The sequence below is a fragment of the Candidatus Hydrogenedentota bacterium genome, assembly GCA_012730045.1.
GTDB lineage: Bacteria > Hydrogenedentota > Hydrogenedentia > Hydrogenedentales > CAITNO01 > JAAYBR01.
This window is the reverse complement of sequence record JAAYBR010000021.1, coordinates 1-18,931: the sequence shown is the minus strand read 5'-3', so window position 1 is coordinate 18,931 and position 18,931 is coordinate 1. Positions and strand designations below refer to the sequence as shown.

15 protein-coding genes are annotated in these 18,931 nt (G+C 70.4%); 10 read left to right on the top strand and 5 right to left on the bottom strand.

The genetic code is table 11. The features are described from left to right. Window positions 1–381 precede the first annotated feature (381 nt). A complete protein-coding gene (locus tag GXY15_02005; protein NLV39985.1) occupies window positions 382–1,446 on the top strand; it encodes an FAD:protein FMN transferase in 1,065 nt (354 codons plus the stop codon). A gap of 135 nt (window positions 1,447–1,581) precedes the next feature. Here GXY15_02005 and GXY15_02000 read toward each other — a convergent pair whose 3' ends face one another. Next, a complete protein-coding gene (locus GXY15_02000; GenBank protein NLV39984.1) occupies window positions 1,582–2,622 on the bottom strand; it encodes a DUF1559 domain-containing protein in 1,041 nt (346 codons plus the stop codon). A 292-nt stretch (window positions 2,623–2,914) separates the two neighbouring features. On the opposite strand from GXY15_02000, the gene GXY15_01995 reads away from it, so the two are divergent. Genes GXY15_01995 through GXY15_01985 form a run of 3 tightly spaced genes read left to right on the top strand, consistent with a single transcriptional unit; the run spans window position 2,915 to window position 6,059 of the window. Then, entirely contained in the window at window positions 2,915–3,631 is a 717-nt protein-coding gene (locus GXY15_01995; protein NLV39983.1) for an ABC transporter ATP-binding protein, read from the top strand. Next, the gene (locus GXY15_01990) at window positions 3,604–4,854 is read left to right on the top strand and encodes an efflux RND transporter periplasmic adaptor subunit (protein NLV39982.1); all 1,251 of its coding nucleotides are present in this window, start codon (window positions 3,604–3,606) and stop codon (window positions 4,852–4,854) included. The genes GXY15_01995 and GXY15_01990 overlap by 28 nt, the downstream gene beginning before the upstream one ends. Continuing rightward, the gene (locus GXY15_01985) at window positions 4,854–6,059 is read left to right on the top strand and encodes an FtsX-like permease family protein (GenBank protein ID NLV39981.1); all 1,206 of its coding nucleotides are present in this window, start codon (window positions 4,854–4,856) and stop codon (window positions 6,057–6,059) included. The genes GXY15_01990 and GXY15_01985 overlap by 1 nt, the downstream gene beginning before the upstream one ends. A gap of 381 nt (window positions 6,060–6,440) precedes the next feature. Here GXY15_01985 and thiL read toward each other — a convergent pair whose 3' ends face one another. Together thiL and GXY15_01975 are read right to left on the bottom strand one after the other, a co-directional pair. Beyond that, window positions 6,441–7,418, bottom strand: coding sequence for a thiamine-phosphate kinase (thiL, locus tag GXY15_01980; GenBank protein NLV39980.1), 978 nt, complete (start codon window positions 7,416–7,418; stop codon window positions 6,441–6,443). Window positions 7,419–7,421: 3 nt separating this feature from the next. Next, window positions 7,422–8,309 (bottom strand): NAD(P)H-hydrate dehydratase, encoded by an 888-nt coding sequence (locus GXY15_01975; GenBank protein NLV39979.1) that lies wholly within the window; start codon window positions 8,307–8,309, stop codon window positions 7,422–7,424. Between the two features lie 172 nt (window positions 8,310–8,481). Here GXY15_01975 and GXY15_01970 point away from each other — a divergent pair, with 172 nt between their 5' ends. The 3 genes from GXY15_01970 (at window position 8,482) to mutY (ending at window position 12,659) form a co-directional block, all read left to right on the top strand. Continuing rightward, entirely contained in the window at window positions 8,482–9,789 is a 1,308-nt protein-coding gene (locus tag GXY15_01970; protein ID NLV39978.1) for a DUF1080 domain-containing protein, read from the top strand. Window positions 9,790–10,089: 300 nt separating this feature from the next. Next, window positions 10,090–11,556 (top strand): hypothetical protein, encoded by a 1,467-nt coding sequence (locus tag GXY15_01965; GenBank protein NLV39977.1) that lies wholly within the window; start codon window positions 10,090–10,092, stop codon window positions 11,554–11,556. Continuing rightward, window positions 11,553–12,659: an A/G-specific adenine glycosylase gene (gene mutY, locus GXY15_01960; protein ID NLV39976.1), complete on the top strand. Its 1,107-nt coding sequence runs from the start codon at window positions 11,553–11,555 to the stop codon at window positions 12,657–12,659. The genes GXY15_01965 and mutY overlap by 4 nt, the downstream gene beginning before the upstream one ends. Before the next feature lie 153 nt (window positions 12,660–12,812). Here the strand turns inward: mutY and GXY15_01955 are convergent, their stop codons facing one another. After that, window positions 12,813–14,132: an SGNH/GDSL hydrolase family protein gene (locus GXY15_01955; protein ID NLV39975.1), complete on the bottom strand. Its 1,320-nt coding sequence runs from the start codon at window positions 14,130–14,132 to the stop codon at window positions 12,813–12,815. Window positions 14,133–14,174: 42 nt separating this feature from the next. Then, entirely contained in the window at window positions 14,175–15,257 is a 1,083-nt protein-coding gene (locus tag GXY15_01950) for a PAS domain S-box protein (protein ID NLV39974.1), read from the bottom strand. Between the two features lie 184 nt (window positions 15,258–15,441). Here GXY15_01950 and GXY15_01945 point away from each other — a divergent pair, with 184 nt between their 5' ends. From GXY15_01945 to GXY15_01935, 3 genes are read left to right on the top strand one after another with little or no spacing between them, the layout of a single operon-like run. Beyond that, window positions 15,442–16,578: an HlyD family efflux transporter periplasmic adaptor subunit gene (locus GXY15_01945; GenBank protein NLV39973.1), complete on the top strand. Its 1,137-nt coding sequence runs from the start codon at window positions 15,442–15,444 to the stop codon at window positions 16,576–16,578. Between the two features lie 16 nt (window positions 16,579–16,594). Then, entirely contained in the window at window positions 16,595–17,569 is a 975-nt protein-coding gene (locus GXY15_01940; GenBank protein NLV39972.1) for an ABC transporter ATP-binding protein, read from the top strand. Then, on the top strand, window positions 17,562–18,677 hold the full coding sequence (locus tag GXY15_01935) for an ABC transporter permease (GenBank protein ID NLV39971.1): 1,116 nt from the start codon (window positions 17,562–17,564) through the stop codon (window positions 18,675–18,677). The genes GXY15_01940 and GXY15_01935 overlap by 8 nt, the downstream gene beginning before the upstream one ends. The last annotated feature ends 254 nt before the right edge of the window (window positions 18,678–18,931 follow it).

Genomic DNA, 18,931 nt, shown 5'->3' with positions numbered 1-18,931 from the left:
GGGGCCAGACCGGCGGAAGAGGGCGCGGCAAGCGGCGCCCCTACGATCGTGCTCCCCGGATCCGCGCATGTGGGGGTGGGGCCAGACCGGCGGAAGAGGGCGCGGCAAGCGGCGCCCCTACGATCGTGCTCCCCGGATCCGCGCATGTGGGGGCGGGGCCAGACCGGCGGAAGAGGGCGCGGCAAGCGGCGCCCCTACGATCGTGCTCCCCGGATCCGCGCATGTAGGGGCGCCGCTTGCCGCGCCCTCTTCCTTCACGGCCTGACCGTCTCCCCCGGCGGGGGAATTGACAGGACCGGGCCGCCTCCCCATAATCCTGGGATCCGGCGCGCGGTCGCCGAAATCACCAAAACCTTTTCCAGCGAGGGGAGTCCAATAGGCATGAGCACGCAGCGTTCCGAGACGGGAAGGGCCGTCCGACGGCATGGGTGGGCGGTCCTGGCCGCGTTGGCGGGGTGGGCGGCGGGGGGCTGGGCGGCGGAAGGCGACCTGCCCGCGGTGCACATGACGCACCGCGCGATGGGGGCGGAGTTCGACTTTGTCCTCGTGGGGGACTCGCCGCAGACGACGCCCGACCAGCTCACCTATGCGGGCGAGGCGGCCTTTGAGGCGATAGACCGGCTGGAGCGCCGCATCAGCAACTGGATCGAGGAGAGCCCCGTGTCGGTGATGAACCGCCGGGCGTCGGAGGGGCCGGTGGTGGTGGACCCGGACCTCTTCGGCCTGATGGAGACGTCGCGCCGGTTTTACGACGACACGGGCGGCGTGTTCGATGTGACGGTCGGGCCGCTGCTGGCGCTGTGGGGGTTCTACAGGGAGAAAGGCGTGCTGCCCACGCCGGAGCAGCTCGCCGCCGCGCGGGAGAGCGTGGGCATGAACCGCGTGGAGCTGGACCCGGCGACGCGCGCGGTGCGCTTCACGCGGCCGGGGATGCGGGTGGATTTCGGGGGGATCGGCAAGGGCCTCGCGCTGGACCGCGCGGCGGAGATCCTGCGGCAGAACGGGGTGAACCGCGCGCGGCTCCACTCGAGCACGAGCACCATTGTGGTGATGGGGACGCCGCCCGCCTCGAAGACCTGGGGCGTCGAGATCACCTGGCCCTTCGAGGACCCCGAAAAGAAGCACCCGCCCGTGGCCGAGGTGGAGATCGCCCCGGGCGAGTCCCTCTCGACCTCCGGCGCGAGCGAGCGCTATGTCGAGATTGACGGGAAACGCTACGCGCACATCTTCGACCCGAGGACCGGCCGGCCCGTGGACACGAACATCCGCAGCGCCTCGGCCGTCGCCCCCACGGGCACGGAGAGCGACGCGCTGAGCACGGCCTTCTTCATCCTGGGCGAGGACGGGGCGCGCGCCTACTGCGCGAAGCACCCGGCTGTGCGCGCCCTGCTGGTGGTGGAGCGGGAGGGGCGCCTGGACATCGTGCGGATCAACTTCCCGGAATAGGGAAGGCGCGCACGGACGGACACGGACGTGCACAGACCCGCACGGACGAGGAGAACTCCCGCCGGGTGCCCCGGTCCGTGGCCGTCCGTGTTCGTCCGTGTTGGTCCGTGCGCCCGGGGGTGGCGGCGCCTCCGCTCAGACGTCGCCGACGGCGCCGATGACCGCGGCGACGGTTGCGAGGACGGGCTCGTTGGCCCCCTGGAGGGCCTGCTCGGCCTGCTGGGGCGTCATGGTGTCCAGTCCCGGAATGGGGATGTAGCGCAAAAACTCCACGTGGCCGTCGAGGAAGAGCACATTGGATCCGCCGAAGAATGGCCGGGAATCGGAGCGGGCGCAGCCGCCGAAGACTTTTTGGAAACGTGTTTTCTCCGGGGGAACGTGGTTCAAACGCATCCCGTCGCCGCCCATGGTCATCCGGTCGGACATGATCCAGATGACGCTCTGCGCCATGTTGGAAGCGCCGGGGTTGTTGATGTCGGTGATGATGAACCGCTCAACGCCCTCATGAAGGCGGTGAATCTTGGCCTCCCCGCGGTTGCCGGACGTGGGAAACGCCGTGCTGGAGAGGTCGGCGTCCCGGTCCACATCGGCGGCCACGGCGAGGGCGTCCTCTGCCGCCAAGTGGGCCGGGTCGAGGACGGCGTCCAGCAGCGCCCCCATCTGGACCGGGATCAGGGTGTTCCCGTCGGGCACCGTGCCGATATCCGACAGGGCGGCCAGACGGGGGAAGGTGCTGGCCGGGGCGCAGGGCTTGAGGTTGTCCAGCATCCACCCCAGATACTGATAGCCTGACGCCACCAGCCGGGGCGACTGGGCCAGCCCCTCCTCCTGGATCCGTTTGGCATGCTCCTCTGCCATGGGGGAGTTGGGGCAAAGGCAGATTTTGACATCCGTCAGATACGCTGGATACACCGCGCAGACCGACGGCCCCGCCGCCATCTGGAGGTCCAAGGTGCTGTCAGGGCGCCGGCACAGCACCTGCATCGGGGGAAAGGCCCCCTCATGCTCGCTGCTGTACATCTTCATCACCAGGCTCCACTGCTTCAGGTTGTTCTGGCAGGGGGGCCGGCGGGCGGCCGGAGAGGACCCAAATATCGGAAGCAGGATCAACGCCAAGATGGTGATCAGGGCCAACACCGCGCACAGTTCCAACGTAGTAAGACCGCGTTGCCGCATGTCCAGTCCTCCTCCCGTCGCCGGGGCGCCGCACCCTGCGGGGAGCAGCCATGCCCCCACCGGCAGGCGCCACGTGCTGACGCCGACTTTCCTAGTGTCAGGGTACACCATCCCTCGCGGAACCGCAAGGCCCTCCAGTCCGGCACCGACGAACACAGACTCGCACGGACGAGGAGAACTCCCGCCGGGTGCCCCGGTCCGTGGCCGTCCGTGTTCGTCCGTGTTGGTCTGTGCGCCTCGCGCGGTCGCTGCGCGGCGTTCCCCGGGGCGGCTGTGCTAGGATAACCGCCCCATGGGCACTTCGGACGCGGACATCCTGATCACGGTGAGCGACCTGTGCAAGGTGTACAGGATGGGGACGGATTCCCTTCACGCGCTGGACGGGGTGTCTCTGGAGATCCGGCGGGGGTCGTATGTGGCCATCATGGGCCCGTCGGGGTCGGGGAAGACGACGTTTCTGGACATTCTGGGGTGCCTCTCGCGGCCGACGTCGGGCCGCTACTGGCTGGCGGGGCAGGAGGTGAGCGGCCTGTCGGAGCGGCGGCTGGCGGAGGTGCGCAACCGCGAGATCGGGTTCGTCTTCCAGAACTTCAATCTTCTGCCGCGCAGCAGCGCCGTGGGAAACGTGGAGCTGCCGCTGGTCTACGCGGGGGTGCCCCGGAGGGAGCGGGTGAAGCGCGCGCGGGAGGCGCTGGCGGCGGTGGGGCTGGGGGACCGGATGGGGCACCGGCCCATGGAGCTTTCGGGGGGGCAGCGGCAGCGGGTGGCCATCGCGCGGGCGCTGATCAACAACCCGAGCATCATTTTCGCCGACGAGCCGACGGGGAACCTCGACACGCACAGCGGGGAGAGCATATTGGCGATTCTGGACGAGCTGCACGGGCAGGGCCACACCATCGTCATGGTGACCCACGAACCGGATGTGGCCGCGCGCGCGCAGCGGGCGGTCAGCTTCCGCGACGGAAAGATTGTGAGCGACACATGGCAAACCCCTCAAAAGCCGGCGTGATTATCCGGACGCTTCTCCTGCTCGCGCTGCTGGGCGCGGGGGGGACCGCGGCCTACCTCCACTTCTCGGCGGAGAAGCCCCTGGACGTGACGGTGGCCCAGGCGCGGCGCGGCCCGGTCACGGAGACGGTGGCCTCGATCACCACGGGCGTCGTCACCTCGCCCATGTCCTCCAAGATCGCCGCGGGCACCCTCGGCATCATCGCGGGGGTTCTCGTGTCCGACGGCGACCGGGTGGAGGCGGGGCAGCCGCTGGTGGAACTGGTGAAGGACGAGCTGGAGGCGCAGGTGCGCGCGGCGGCGGCGGGGCTGGAGGTGGGGAGGACGCGGGTGGCCCAGGCGAAGATCGCGGCGCGCACGGCGCGCGAGGGCGGGGAGATCCGCCTGCGCCAGGCGAAGGACGCCCTGTCCCAGGCCGAGGCCGACGTGCGGCGCGTGCGCGCGCTGGCGGAGCGCAAGGCGGTCTCCGACAGCGACCTGGAGAAGGCCGAGCTGGCCCTGCGCCAGGCCGGGGAGCTGAAGAGCACGGCGGAGGTCGGGCTGGCCGAGGCCGACGTGCGCGACGAGGACGTGCGCACGGCGGAGGCCGCCGTGGCCCAGCTCGAGGCGGCACTGGCCGCCGCCGAGACCATGCGCGACAAGGCGACGGTCCGCGCGCCGTTCAAGGGCGTGGTGGCCAAGGTGCTGACGCAGGCGGGCGAGGCGGTGGTCATGGGGATGCCGCTGCTGTTCCTCGTGCAGGAGGAGGGGCTGTACATCGAGGCGCCCTTCGACGAGGCGAACCTCTCCACGCTGAATACGGGGCAGCGGGTCCAGATCGAGATAGACGCCGTGCCCGGGCGGGAGTTCAAGGGCACGCTCACCCACATCTCCCCCGTGGTGACGGCCGTCGAGCAGCTCGCCCGCAACGTCCTGTGCAAGATCAGCGTGGACGAGGGGGCCGAGGCCTTCCGGCCCGGCATGTCCGCCGACGTCTCCGTGGTGGTGCAGGAGAAGGCCGACGTCCTCGTGGTGCCGAGCGAGTCCCTCATCCGCGACGAGTACGTCTACGTCATCGAAGGCGGGCGGGTCATCCGCCGCGACGTGGAGGCGGGCATCGGCAACTGGGACCACCGCGAGATCCTGTCGGGCCTGCGCGAGGGCGAGGAGGTCATCACCTCGGTCTCCGTGCTGGGGCTGAAGGAGGGCGCGCTGGTGCGGGTGGTGGAGGCGCTGGAGGACTGATGCACGGACTGGACCACCTGACCTCGGCCCTCGCCTCGATCGCGCAGAACAAGGTGCGGTCGCTGCTGACCACGCTCGGCGTGATCATCGGCGTCATGTCCGTCATCCTGCTGATCGCCCTCGGCGAGTCCGCCCAGGCCTACGTCCAGAAGGAGTTCGCCATCCTCGGCTCCAACATCCTGATCATCACGCCGGGCAAGCAGGAGACCACGGGCCTGTTCCCCATCACGGCGGGGAGCAACCGCAAGCTGACCCACGAGATCGCCCAGAGCATCAAGCGCAAGGTGCCCGGCGTCAGCGGCGTCGCGTCGAACATCATCGGCCTCTCGGCGGTGCGCTACGGCAAGCGCACGCGCAGCGTGCTCACCATCGGCACCACGCCCGACTTCGACTCCGTGCGCCAGCTCCGCACGCAGATCGGCCGCTTCATCACGGACCGCGACATCGAGCGGAACAACCGGGTCTGCATCATCGGCACGACGCTCAAGCGCGAGATCTTCGGCGACGAGCCGGCGCTCCACAAGCGGGTGACGGTGAACGGGTCGAAGCACATGGTGGTGGGCATCCTCGAGGAGCGCGGCATGGCCATGGGCATAGACCTGGGCGACCTGTGCATCATCCCGCTGCCCAGCGCGCAGGAGATCTTCAACCGCAAGGAGCTCTTCGAGATCCTCGTCGGCACGACGAACCAGGAGGAGATCCCCATTGTGGAGAAGGAGCTGCACAAGCTCATGATGGCGGCTTTCGACAACAACGAGGACTTCACCGTCACGGACCAGGAGGGCATGCTCGACACCTTCCAGCGCATCTTCGACATGCTGCGCCTGCTCCTCGTCGGCATCGCCTCCATCTCCCTGCTCGTCGGCGGCATCGGCATCATGAACATCATGCTCGTGTCCGTGCGCGAGCGCACCCGCGAGGTCGGCGTCCGCATGGCCATCGGCGCGCGCCGCTTCGACATCGCCCTCCAGTTCCTCATCGAGTCCGTCACCCTCAGCGTCATGGGCGGCCTTCTTGGCATCGGCCTGGGGGCGCTGGGTTCCTTCGTCATCCGCACGCTCTACCCCACCCTCCCCATCGGGCTCTCCCTCTGGTCCACCGCCCTCTCCTTCTCCTTCAGCCTCGCCGTCGGCGTCTTCTTCGGCGTCTACCCCGCCGTCAAGGCCGCCGGCGTGGACCCCGTCGAGGCGCTGCGCTACGAGTAGACAGAGCCCGGGCCCCGGCACAGAAGCCTTCCGCGCATGTGCCGCGCTTTCAGCGCTCTGTTGGGGGGATTGTCCCCTTTTCCGGGGCTCACGCCCCGGGCTGTTCAGTGCCGCGCCTTCGGCGCTCCGAACGGTGCAATGGCGGGTTTTCCTGAAGGCATGGCGGGAATAGGCCCCCAACACGTCATTGCACTGCCGGCGGAATTCCTGGCCTGAGTCGGCCGCCAGCCCCCCCCCCAGGAAACCGCGCACCGACTGCGGCAAAACCTCTGAAACCTCAAATTTGAGATTTTCGATGAACTGCCGCGCCCGCCGGGGGCCGCCGCAAACCCCGCCCCGCGCCATGCCGCCGTTCCGCCCCCCTGCCGGGTGCCCCCCGTGTCAGGCCGTGAAGTGGTCAAACCCGAGGTGGGCGGCCTCCTGGCCGTCGAGGCGGACGCCGCGCCAGCCCTCCTCCACGCGGCCGACGACGGTGAGGGGCATGCCGAATTCGGCGGCGAAGTCGGCGCAGAGGCCCGCGGCCTCGCCCGGGTCGAGGGCGACGGCGAGCTCGTAGTCCTCGCCGCCGGAAAGGGTGAGGCTTTCGAGGGACTGGCTGATGGCGCTCTCAAAGCCGTTGAGCGCCGGGGCCAGGGGTACGAGGTCGGAGTCCACGTTGACGCCCAGGCCGCTGCGCTGGCCGATGTGGCCGAGGTCCTGCAGGAGCCCGTCGCTCAGGTCTATCATGGCGTGCACGGCGTCGCGCCGGGCCATCCAGCGGCCTGCGGCGAGCCGCGGCTCGGGCCGCAGATGGGACTGGATCAGCATGGGCGCGTCCACCCCGTTCACCAGCGCCAGCAGGCCCGCGGCGGACTGCCCGGGGTAGCCCGTGACGGCGACCAGGTCGCCGGGGCGCGCGCCGTCCCGGGTGACATAGCGGCCCTCGGTCACGGCGCCCACGACGGACAGGTCGAGCATCGTGCCGGAGGGGGAGCAGGTCATGTCGCCGCCGACGAGGGCGGCGCCGCAGTGCTCCACGGCTTCGGCGATGCCCGCGCAGACGCGGGCCATGTAATCGGCGTCGGCGTCCCTGGGGCAGGAAATGGTGGCCAGTGCGAAGAGGGCGGAGCCGCCCATGGCGGCGATGTCGCTCAGCGCGGCGGCGGCGGCCTTCCAGCCGATGTCCTCCGGCCCGGCCCATTCGCGGCGGAAATGGATGTTTTCCACAAAACCGTCGCAGCTGGCCAGGAGCAGCATGCCTCCCGCGCGCAGGACGGCGCAGTCGTCGCCGGGCCCCAGCACCACGCAGTCCGCCCCCTTGAGGGGCCCGGTGACGCGGTCAATAAAGCCGAACTCGCCCAGGTCGCAGATGGTGCGCATGTCTCAGCCCTCCAGTTCGCGCCAGGCCTCCGACAGCCCGCGGACGAGGTCGCCCGCCGTCAGGGCGCGGGGCGACACCCCGCGCACCGCAATGTCGCCCGCCAGCCCGTGGACGTACACGGCCGCGCAGGCCGCCTCCCACGGGTCCATGCCCTGGGCCAGCAGCCCGCCGAGCAGGCCCGCCAGCACGTCGCCCGACCCGCCGGAGGCCATCCCCTGGTTCCCCGTCGGGTTCACCGCCGCACGGCCGTCCGGCGCCGCGATCACGGTGTGCCAGCCCTTAAGCACGACGACGGCGTTCCATTTCTCGGCGTAATGCAGCGCCGCCGTCTCGCGCGTCTCCTGGATTTCCGCCGTTGAAAGCCCGGTCAGGCGCGCCATCTCCCCCGGATGCGGCGTGAGCACCGGCGGCGGCAGCGTCTGCGCGCGGCAGGGCCCGGACAGGGGCCGGTCCCACGCCAGGGCGTGCAGCGCGTCGGCGTCCACCGCCAGCGGCCCGTCCCAGCCGCGAATGAACCGCCGCGCAAAGGAGATGGTCTTCGGGTGGCGCGAGAGCCCCGGCCCGATGAGGGCCGCGCCGCGGTCCCCGGCGGCCTCCAGCGCGGGGGCTGCGGCCTCGCGGGAAAAGGATGCGGCCTCTGTGGCGGGCAGCGGCAGTGTCATCGTCTCCACCAGCGCGGCCTCCAGGATGTCCGCCAGGGGCGCGGGCACGCCCAGGGTGACCAGGCCCGCCCCGCTGCGGCAGGCCGCCCCGCAGGCGAGCCGGGCCGCGCCGGTCATCCCGCGGGACCCCGCCAGGACCAGCAGGTGCCCGAACACGCCCTTGTGCGCGTCGCGGGGACGCGGCGGCAGCCACTGCGCCACCCGGGAATGTGTCAGCATGTCCGCCATGATCCGCTCCTGCACCCATGGTACCGCCGGACGCACCCCGTGTCAACCCGGGAACGCCCGGACGAGGCCGGATTTCCGGCGTTCCCCGTCCCATGCGGGAAAGGGCGGGCCGGGATTTGCTAAAGTAGGGGGATTCCCGGGTTGTTGGACGGAACACAGAAAGAGCCTCCCCATGCCACGAACCGCCTTCTTCAAGATTTCAGGGTGCCTGTTTCTCTGCCTGACGCTGCTCGCGGCGGGCTGCGCCACCACTTCCGCCGCCGCGCGGCCGGGAAAGGACGACTTCTCCGTGCGCCGGGGCGCGATTTTCCGGGGCAGCAAGGACTGGACCCTCCGCGCGGTGCATGTGCCGGGGCTCATCGCGAAGGGCGGGCCGGTGGACATGGCGGCCGTTGCGCGGCTGGCGGACGTGGGCGGCAACACGCTCTCCACGGACCTGTGCGGCCTCAGCGCCGACGGCGCCTCCCTCGACCCGAAGGCCGTGGAGACCGTCGCGCTCTACGCCGAGGAGTGCAAGGACACCTGGATGGGCCTCATGGTGCGCGTGCTGGCGGGCGTGCCCGACGACCCGGCGGTCCGTGCGAAGGCCGCGGTGACCGCCGCGAAGGCGCTCAAGGGAGAGGGCAAGGCCGTCTACTGGATTGACGGCCCCGGCGCCGCCGCGCTGGCGAAGAAGTTCAAGAAGGCCGCGCCGAACCTCATCGTGGCGGCGCCGGGCAACGCCGACATTCTGACGGCGGACGCCGCGCCGGAGAAGGCGGGCGGGCAGCCCGTCCTGGCGGTGAACCTCCGCCCGGCGGACATCCGCCCGGAGACCCATTTCGTCGTCGCCCACTCCGACGAGATTTATCCGGCGCTGGACCAGGCCTTCGCGGACCCGGTGGAGGGCGCGCCCTGGACGCCGGACAACAGCCTCCTGAGCGAGGCGGAGCGCGCCGAGGGCTTCGTCTCCCTGTTCGACGGCAAGACGCTGAACGGATGGTTTCCGCGCACGCCGGGCGTGGAGTCCTTTGAGGTGAGGGACGGGTGCATCGAGTGGGTGCGCAAGGGCGCGGACGCCCTCCTCTCCCGCGACCGCTACGACAACTTCGTCCTCCGCCTGGAGTGGAAGATCGAGAAGGGCGGCAACAACGGCGTCTGGCTGCGCGGCCCGCGCGCGGCGCGCTCCTCGAAACTCGGCTTCGAGTTCCAGATGATGGGCGACAGCGACATCCCCGAGCCCACGGCGGAAAGCACGGGGTCCGTGTACCGGGTGCTGCCCGCGAAGGCCCTGGCCGCCCGCCCCGAGGGCGAGTGGAACGAGGTGGAGATCATGCTCAACGGCCCGCACTACCAGGCGACGCTGAACGGCGTGCAGATCCAGGATGTGAACTTTGACGAGCACCCGGAGCTGGTTTGGCGCCTGCGCAGGGGGTTCATCTGCCTTTCCGACCACGGGTCGCCCGCCTGGTTCCGCAATATCCGCGTCAAGAAGCTGTAGAAGGACGTTTGGCCCATGGGATCACTCGCCCGCATCACCGGAGTCCGTCTCTCCTCTTCTTCTCCGGGGAACGCGCAAACGGGCGGCTTCTTGCCGGCGTGCGACTCCTCGATGCAGAGAAGCCCCCATCCGTCATTCCCGCGAACGCGGGAACCCATCTTGGGTCAGCGGGTTGCGCCGCGCGCCGAAGGCATGGACCCCCGCGTTCGCGGGGGTGACGGGCAGAGCGGTGGACAGGAGGGGGATAGACAGGGTGAACCGCTCTCACGCGATGCTGACATCTATTGGAGAAAGCCTTCCATGAACCGAACTTGTTCTCCGCGTCGCTTTGCACGAACGGCCCTTCTGGCCCTGCTGCTTTCCGCCGTGCTGGCGATGCCGGCCTGCGCGGGGTTTGTCGAGGGGGTGGTTCCGACGGAGTCCGGATTCGCGGGCGCGGTGACCGTCGTCTCCGAGGAGGCGGACGGGCCCTGCGGGGTGGTGACGGTGCGCGTGCCCTATCTGGGCGTGCTGGGCGACGAGAAGACCGGGCTGGCCCGCGTAGTCTTCCCCCGCAAGGCCGCCGTGCCCGGCACGCGGCTGCCCGCGTTCTGCCATGTCCACTACGAGAAGGACACCGGCGGCGCGAAGCAGTGGGCGGGCAAGGGCTGGGCCGTCTTCACGGCGGCCTACACCGGCGCGGACGGCGAGTCGCCCATTGACGTGTCGGTGGGCAACGGCAACAACCTCGCGCGCGCCGTCATCCAGTGGGCGCGGCGCTGCCCCTTCGTGGACCCGGCGCGGATGCACATTGACGGCGGCAGCCAGGGCGGCTACATGGCCCTGGCCATGAGCGCCGACATGTTCCCCGTCACTTCCACCACCGCCGACGTGCCCGTCGTGAACTGGTGCTACAACATCGGCTATCTGGAGGCGAACCGCGCCTTCAGCGGGTTCCCCGGGCACGAGGCGGAGTCCCCGCTGCCGGTGGCGGGCATGGTCACCGGCCTCGCCGAGATGGCCTACGCCTATTTCCCCCGCGACCTCTCGGCGGACGCGTGGTACTGGCTCAGCCCCGTCTCCATGCTCGACCGCATCGCCAACCCCGTGCTGGTCACCAGCGCCACGGGCGACATGCTGGTGCCCATGGAGCAGATGTCGCGCACGCACTTCCGCGCGCCGGACGCCGCGCTGTTCCCGGAGGGCTACCGGCGCGACTTCGAGGGGCTCACGGCGAACGACAAGGCCCGGAAGGTCTTCGAGGAGTGCCTGCCGCCGGAGAAGGTCTTCATCCACGTGGAGCCCCGGCCGGAGGACGGCTTCGCCTACACGCGGGAAATGGTCCTCGACCCGAAGCAGATGCCCAAGAAGAAGCAGAAGCACATTGACAAGACTTGGAGCCCGGACCACCAGTGGTCGCTGTTCTACATGGACGAGGGCGGCCCGCTGCCCTTCGCCGGGCACAATTCCTGGAACTGGAACGCCGGGCCCGACTCGTTCACGAGGCATTACCGCGACGCGGTGCCGGACCCGTCGGTGCTGAACGCGGCAAAGCTGCTGCGGCTCATGGAGCGCCACGAGGGAAAACTCTCGAACCTGCCCCTGCTGAACTCGGGCGTCCCCGCCAACCGGTGCAACCACGCCGACGCGGAGCGGCGCGACGTGCGCGCGGGGCTGGCGGCCTACGCCGCCCTGGGCGCGGACCACGCCGCCCGCCTGAAGGCGCTCTATGCCGAGTGCCCGCTGAAGGCGCTGGGCGAGACGCTCCCGGCGGACCTCGCCCCGTGAGAAACCCCCGGGCGCTCAGGGAGCGGCTGCTGGCCTGGTTCCAGGCCGAGGCCCGCGACCTGCCCTTCCGGGGCACCACCGACCCCTACGCCGTCTGGGTCTCCGAGATCATCCTCCAGCAGACGCGGGTGGACCAGGGCACGCCCTACTACAACCGCTTTGTGGCCGCCTTCCCCACGGTGGAGGCGTTGGCCGCCGCGCCGGAGGAGGCCGTGCTGAAACTCTGGGAGGGGCTCGGCTACTACTCCCGCGCGCGCAACCTCCACGCCGCCGCCCGCATGGTCTGCGAGCAGCACGGCGGCCGCTTCCCCGAGACCGCCGCGCAGCTCCGCATGCTCCCCGGCATCGGCCCCTACACCGCCGCCGCCGTCGCCAGCATCGCCTTCGGCGAGCGGGTCGCCGTGCTCGACGGCAACGTCAAGCGCGTGCTCGCGCGGCTCTTCGCGCTGGACGACTGCATAGACGACCCGGCCACGGAGCGGGAGCTGTGGCGGCTGGCCCAGACCCTCGTGCCGCCGCGCGGCCCCGGCGACTTCAACCAGGCCATGATGGAGCTGGGCGCGCGCGTGTGCACGCCCCGCGCCCCGGCCTGCATGGCCTGCCCCGTGGCCTCCGAATGCCGCGCCCATGCGGAGGGCCGCGAGGCCGAACTGCCCGTGCGCAAGCCCAAGGCCGCCACGCCCCTCCATGAGATCGTCACCGCCGTCATCGAGCGCGACGGATGCTTTCTGGTGGGGCGCCGGCCGCACGGCGGCATGCTGGGCGGCCTCTGGGAGTTCCCCGGCGGCAAGGTGGAGAAGGGGGAGGACCACGCCCTCGCCCTCGCGCGCGAATGCCGCGAGGAACTGGGCGTCGAAGTGTGTGCCGGCGGACTCGTCGCCTGCGTCCGCCACGCCTACACCCACTTCCGCATCGTCATGTCCGTCTACCGCTGCGCGATCACGGCGGGCGAGCCCGCCGCCCTGGCCCACACGGAGCTGCGCTGGGTGTCCCCGGAGGCCTTCGACACCCTCGCCTTCCCCAAGGCCAACCACAAGTTCCTGCCCCTGCTCCGGGGGGACGCGGAGCAGGAGGGGCCCTGTTCCCGGGGCGTCTCAAAATGAACCGTGACCGCTCTTGTGTGTGCCCGCATTTTCCCCCTTTGGGGACGCCCGCCGTGGAACGCCTCACAGAGGACATCAAAAGCGTTTCCAAGCTTTCGAGCGGCCCGGGAAGCCGGCCGCAGCTCTTCGCTGTCTGATCGGGGCGCCACCGGGTCAGCCGCCGGGGAAGAGGGCCATGAGCGCGTCGGCGAAGAGGGCCTGGCCGCGCGCGTCGGGATGGTTGATGGCGTTGGCGAGCAGGGTGATGTACGGGAGCCCCTGCGCGTGCAGGCGGCACCACAGGCGCGACGCGTCGGCAAGGGCGACATGGTTCTCCGCGGCGAAGCGGCGCAGCCCGCGCACGTAGGGCCGGGGATCCTCCGCCACCTTGAGCGTGTCCGTCTCGAGCCAGTCGGGCCGGACGAGGTGCGGGGTGATGAGGATGACCTCCGCGCCCGCGCCGTGGAGCCGGGCGAGGAGGCCCGCGTAATGGGCCTGCACGGCCTCCTCGTCGAGGTAGGCGTCGTTCACAAACTCGATGGTGACGAGGTCGGGCTTCCGGTCTAGCACGTCGCGCTGGAAGTCATAGGTGCCCCCGGCGGGGGCCTCCAGATAGCCCCTGCTGTGGCCGCCGGGCCACGCCGCGTTGTGCAGGGTGATCTGCGCCTTTGGGAACCGCTCTTTCAGCCGCGCAACGAAGACGTTCTGGTACCACAACTCTGTGCGGTCGCCCACGCCGCCGCCGTTGGTGACGCTGTCGCCGAAGGCCACCACCGTGAGCGGCTCGCCGTTCCGCAGTTTCGCCAGAGTCCTGGGGAGCAGCGTCTCCGCCGTCGGCGCGGCGGGCGCGGACGGCGGGGCGAAGTCCACGGGGTAGAGGTTTTCGTCCGTGAGGGCGGCGCAGCCCGCGGGGACAAACACGTTCACCACGGCCGTCTCGCCGGGGTTCAGCGCGGGCGGCAGGGCCAGCGCGGGCGCGGGCGCGCCCGGCACCAGCCGCAGCGCGCCGGTGGCGTCCGCGGCGATGCTGTCGAGGCGGCTGAGCTCGTAGGCGTAGTCCGCGTAGACCGTCTGCCCCTCGCGGATCGCGCCGCCCTCCAGCCGCCCGAAAGTGCCCCAGAAGGGGTCCAGGTCGTAGTCCACGCCGGGGGTGAACACCGTGTCCGCGTCGGGCGCGGGCCTCAGCCGCAGGCTGTCCGGCACGAGCGCGCCCGTGGCGGTGCACTCCTCGGCGATGAGGGGCTTCAGACGCGCGCCCTTCACCCACCCCCCGGCCTTCGGGTTGAACACGGGAATGCCCGCGTACGCCTCGCCGCGCATGGTTTCCCGCTTCGGCGGGGCAATCTCAAACGCAGCAGGCCCAGTGACGTCGAGGGTCGTGCCGCCGACAGTCACCGTTGCGGCCCCGGTTTCCACGGCCCAGGGGCCGGTCACGGTGACCGGCAGGACGGTGGCCGACAGCAATGTCATTCCCAACAAGGCAAGTGTGGTCATGGAAACCTCTCCGGTTGTCTCTGCCGGTTCCGGCGCCGACAGTCAGGCGGGCGCGCCGCCGCCCTCCCGCCGCGATTCGTAGATTTCGGCGGGCGTCACCCGCCCCTTGACGGAGACCGACCCGCGCGCGACGAACCGGTCCCGGAGCCCCGGGGACAGCCGGGCGTGGCAGGCGTCCGACACGACCACCTCGCCCGGGGTGCACAGGCTTTCCAGGCGGCTGGCGAGGTTGACCACGTCGCCGATCACCGTGAGGTCCTTGCGGTCCCCGGTGCCGATGACGCCCTGCACCACCTGGCCGCTGTGCACGCCCATCCGCACCCGGACGGGCGGAAGCCCCTCCCGCAGACGCGCGGCGTTGAGCGCGGGCAGGGCCTCGTGGGCGATCCGCAGCGCCGCGCGAACGGCGTCCTCCGGGTCCTGGAAAACCGCCACGATGGCGTCGCCGATGAACTTGTCTATGTCGCCCCGGTGCTCCCGGGTGATGAGGCCGCACATGCCGAAGACGTCGTTGAGCAGGCGCACCGCGGCCAGGGGGCCGTTCGTCTCGGAAAAGGCCGTAAACCCGGCCACGTCAAGGTAGAAGACCGTCAGGTCGCGCAACTCGGCGGAGGCCGCGTCCCCGCTGCGGGCCTGCGCCAGGACGCGCTCATAGGTGGACTTGGAGACGAAGGACTGCATGAGCTCGTCGAATTTCTTCTGGAGCGTCTCCAGCGCCTCTTCCGCCGAGACGTCGCGGAAGACCTCGACGGCGGCCACGATCCCGCTCCCCGGGGCGCGCAGGGCGGATATGTGCGTGACCACGGGGAAACGCCGGCCGGACTTGTGCCTCGGATAAACCTTCTCGCGCACGTTTTCCCCCGTGGCAAGACAGCGCACAATCGGACACCTGTCCCGGCAAAGGGGGCAGTTTTCCCCGTCCACATGGTCCAGAACGGCATCGTGGCAGAACCGCCCAACGACCTCTTCGGCGGAGTAGCCGGTGATGGCCTCGGCGCCCCGGTTCCAGAAGACAATCCGCCTCGCATTGTCCGTGATGTACACGCCGTCGAAAAGGCTGTCCATCACCGTGCTGAGCACGGTGTCCCGGCGGGCGAGTTCCTCTATGGTGATGTCTTCGTTCATGGGTGCGCTTTTTCCATGATACCACACCGGGTTTTGGGGCACGGCGGCGGCCGCCGTGATGAAAATGGAATGCGCGGGTACTGTTTGGGATAATCTTCCCTGACGCGGGGCGGAAGGTTGAGTCCGGCCCGCGGCCGTGTTCGGCTTGGCGCCCCGCCCTGACGGGGACGCCGGGAGAGGACCCGTGCCAAAGAGAACCGCTTTCCCCCTGGTGTGTGCGGCACTGTGCGCGCTGGCGCCCTGCGCCTGCAAGCCCATGCAGGACGCCCGCATCGCCGTCACCGGGCAGATCCGGGGCAAGGGGGTGGACGTCGGGTCGCGCGTGGGCGGCCGCGTGGCGGAGGTGACGGCGCGCGAGGGGGACGCGGTGCGCGCGGGCGACGTGCTGCTCCGGCTGGAGGATTCGGACGCGGCGGCGCTGGTGCGGGCGGCGGAGGCGGACCTGGCGCGCACGGAGGCGATGGCGGCGAAACTGGACAGGGGCGCGACGGAGGAGCAGCTCCGCCAGGCGGAGTCGGCGGCGAAGGCCGCGGAGGAGCGGCTGCGCCTGCTGGAGAACGGCGCGCGGGCCGAGGAGAAGCGCGCGGCCCAGGCGGCCGTGGACGCGGCGGCGTCGGCGGACGCCACCGCCTCGGCCGATTTCGGGCGGATCACCACGCTGCACGCGCGCGGCGCGGTGTCCAAGAGCGATTTCGACCGGGCGCGGACGGCGGCGGACGCGGCGGCGGCGCAGCTCCGCATCGCCCGGGAGAAGCTGGACGCGCTGGTCACCGGGGCGCGGGACGAGGAAATCGGCATGGCCCGCGCCGACCGCGACCGGGCCGCCGCGGCGCTGGACGAGGTGCGGCGCGGCCCGCGCGACGAGGACAAGGCGGCGGCGGGGGCCGCGCGCGACGCGGCGGCGGCGGCGCTGGAGCGCGCGCGGGTGAACCTGGGGGAGATGACGGTGACCGCGCCCTCGCCGGGCGTGGTGGAGTCGCTGGACCTGCGCCCGGGCGACCTGGTGAAGCCGGGGGCCGTGGCGCGGATCGTGGACCCCGAGGACCTGGAGGTGACGGTGTATGCGGGCGCCGCGCTGCTGGGCGGCCTGCGCGTGGGCCAGAAAATCCCGCTGACCGCGGACGCCCACGGAGCGGAGCGGTTCGAGGGGGAGGTGACCCGCATCGCCTCGGAGGGCGAATACACGCCGCGCAACCTCCAGACGGAGGAGGAGCGGGTGCAGCAGGTGTTCGCCGTCAAGCTGCGGCTGCACTCCCACGGCGGCAAGCTGCGCGCCGGCATGACCGTGACCGCCCACATGCCCGACCCTCCGGAGAAATAAGCCCGTGGCCGCCCCCATGCCCGAAAACCGGCCGCTCATCATTCATGCCGACGGGGTGACGCGCCGCTTCGGGGCCTTCACGGCGGTGGACCGGGTGAGCCTCGACGTGCTGGAGGGGGACATCTTCGGGTTTCTCGGCCCGAACGGCTCGGGCAAGACCACGCTCATCCGCATCCTGTGCGGGCTCCTGCGCCCGACCGGCGGCCGGGCCACCGTGCTGGGCCGCGACGTGCACACGGAGAGCGAGGCCGTCAAGCGCAGCATCGGGTACATGTCCCAGCAGTTCAGCCTGTACAGGGACCTGTCGGTCATGGAGAACCTGCGGTTCTACGCGGGCGTCTACGGCATCCCCCGGCGCGAGCGCGCGGCGCGGATGGAGGAGGTCATCGGCATCGTCGGCATCGGCGACCACCGCCGCAAGCAGGCGGGCGCGCTGTCGGGCGGGTGGAAGCAGCGGCTGGCGCTGGCCTGCGCGCTGGTGCACCGGCCCCGGCTCATGTTCCTCGACGAGCCGACGGCGGGCATTGACCCGGTGGCGCGGCGGGACCTGTGGAACCTGCTCTTCGACCTGGCGGGCCGCGGCGTCACCTTCTTCGTGACGACGCACTACATGGACGAGGCGGAGCGGTGCAGCCACATCGGCTACATCTACTACTCGAAACTGATTGTCTACGGCACGCCCGCCGAGCTGAAACGGCTGCCCGACGTGACGCCCGGGGGCGCGGAGCGGCTCGAGGTGCGCGTGCCCGGCGTGGCCGCGGCCATGCGCGCCCTCACCGCCTTCGGCTATGTCCACGACGCGACCATTTTCGCCGACGTGCTGCACGTGCTGGCCGACCGGGGCTGCTCGGGCCGCCTCATCAACGACCTGGACCGCGCCGGGTTCCCCGGGGCGGGGATCAAGCCCATCCCGGCCACGCTGGAGGACGTGTTTGTGACGCTGACGCGCCGGCGGGCGCTGGAGCGGGCGGAGGGCCGCGACGATGTTTAGGGGGCTCGCCGCCATCGTCTACAAGGAGACGCACCACATCCTGCGCGACCCGCGCACCCTCTTCCTGATCCTGCTGATCCCCTGCCTGGAGCTCGTCATCTTCGGCTACGCGGTCAACCTCGACGTCAAGCACATCCCCACGGTGGTCTACGACCTGGACGGGCGCCGGGGCGCCCGGGAGCTGCTGGAGGCCTACACGGGCTCGGGCTGCTTCCGCATCGTCGGGCATGTCGGGTCGGACCAGGCGGTGAACCAGGAGATCGTGGCCGGGCGCGCCAAGGTGGGCATCAAGATCCCGGAGGACTACACCGACCGCCTGCTGGAGGGGCGCGGCGCCCAGGTGCAGGTGTTCATTGACGGCAGCGACTCCACCTCGGCCATGCAGGCCCTGTCCACCAGCAACGCCATCGGCATGATCGCGTCCATGCGGGTCGCCGCGGAAAAACTCGGCGGCAATCTGGAGCTGGCGGTGGACACGCGCAACCGCGTCCTGTTCAACCCCGACATGCGCACCGCCAACTTCATGGTCCCCGGCCTGGTCGGCGTGATCCTGCAGGTGGTCGTCATGCTGCTGACGGCGTTCGCCATCGTGCGCGAGAAGGAGCACGGCACGCTGGAGCAGCTCATGGTGACGCCCGTGTCGCGGCTGGGGCTCATCCTCGGGAAGCTCGTGCCCTTCTTCTTCGTGGGCATCCTGGAGGCCTCCTTCGTCCTGATCCTCATGCGCTTCCTCTTCCACGTCCCCATCGCCGGAAGCCTCCTGCTGCTGACGGGGTTCACCCTGCTCTTCCTCTTCACCACCCTCGCCTTCGGCCTGCTGGTCAGCACCTTCGCGGACAACCAGATCCAGGCCCTCCAGTACGCCTTCCTCGTGCTGCTCCCCTCGTTCCTCCTGTCGGGGTTCATGTTCCCGCAGGAAACCATGCCCGAGATCATCTACTACATCGGCCAGGCCGTGCCGGCGACCTACTTCCTGCGCATCCTCCGGGGGATCATCCTGCGCGGTGCGGGCTTCGCCGACCTGTGGCAGAACGGCGCCATCCTCGCGGGGCTGGGGGTGTTCGTGCTGCTGCTGGCATCGGCGCGGTTCCGCAAGACGCTGAAATGACCGGCGGGCCGCCGGGGGGGCGTTCAGGGCAATCGCACTAGAATCCGTGGGTGCTTTCTGGATGGAGTCTGGTAATTTCCCGCCGCCCGCCCCCTTCAACGCTGAAAGCGTTTCCGAATATAGCCCAGGCCAGGCCTGCCCTGGGTTGCCGGGAAAGAAGGACCATGCCCCAACGGGGCAGCCGAAATTACGGCGAGAGCCCAAAGACAAGGCAGGCGGGACGCCTGCGGTACGAAGAAGACCTGCGGGGCAGT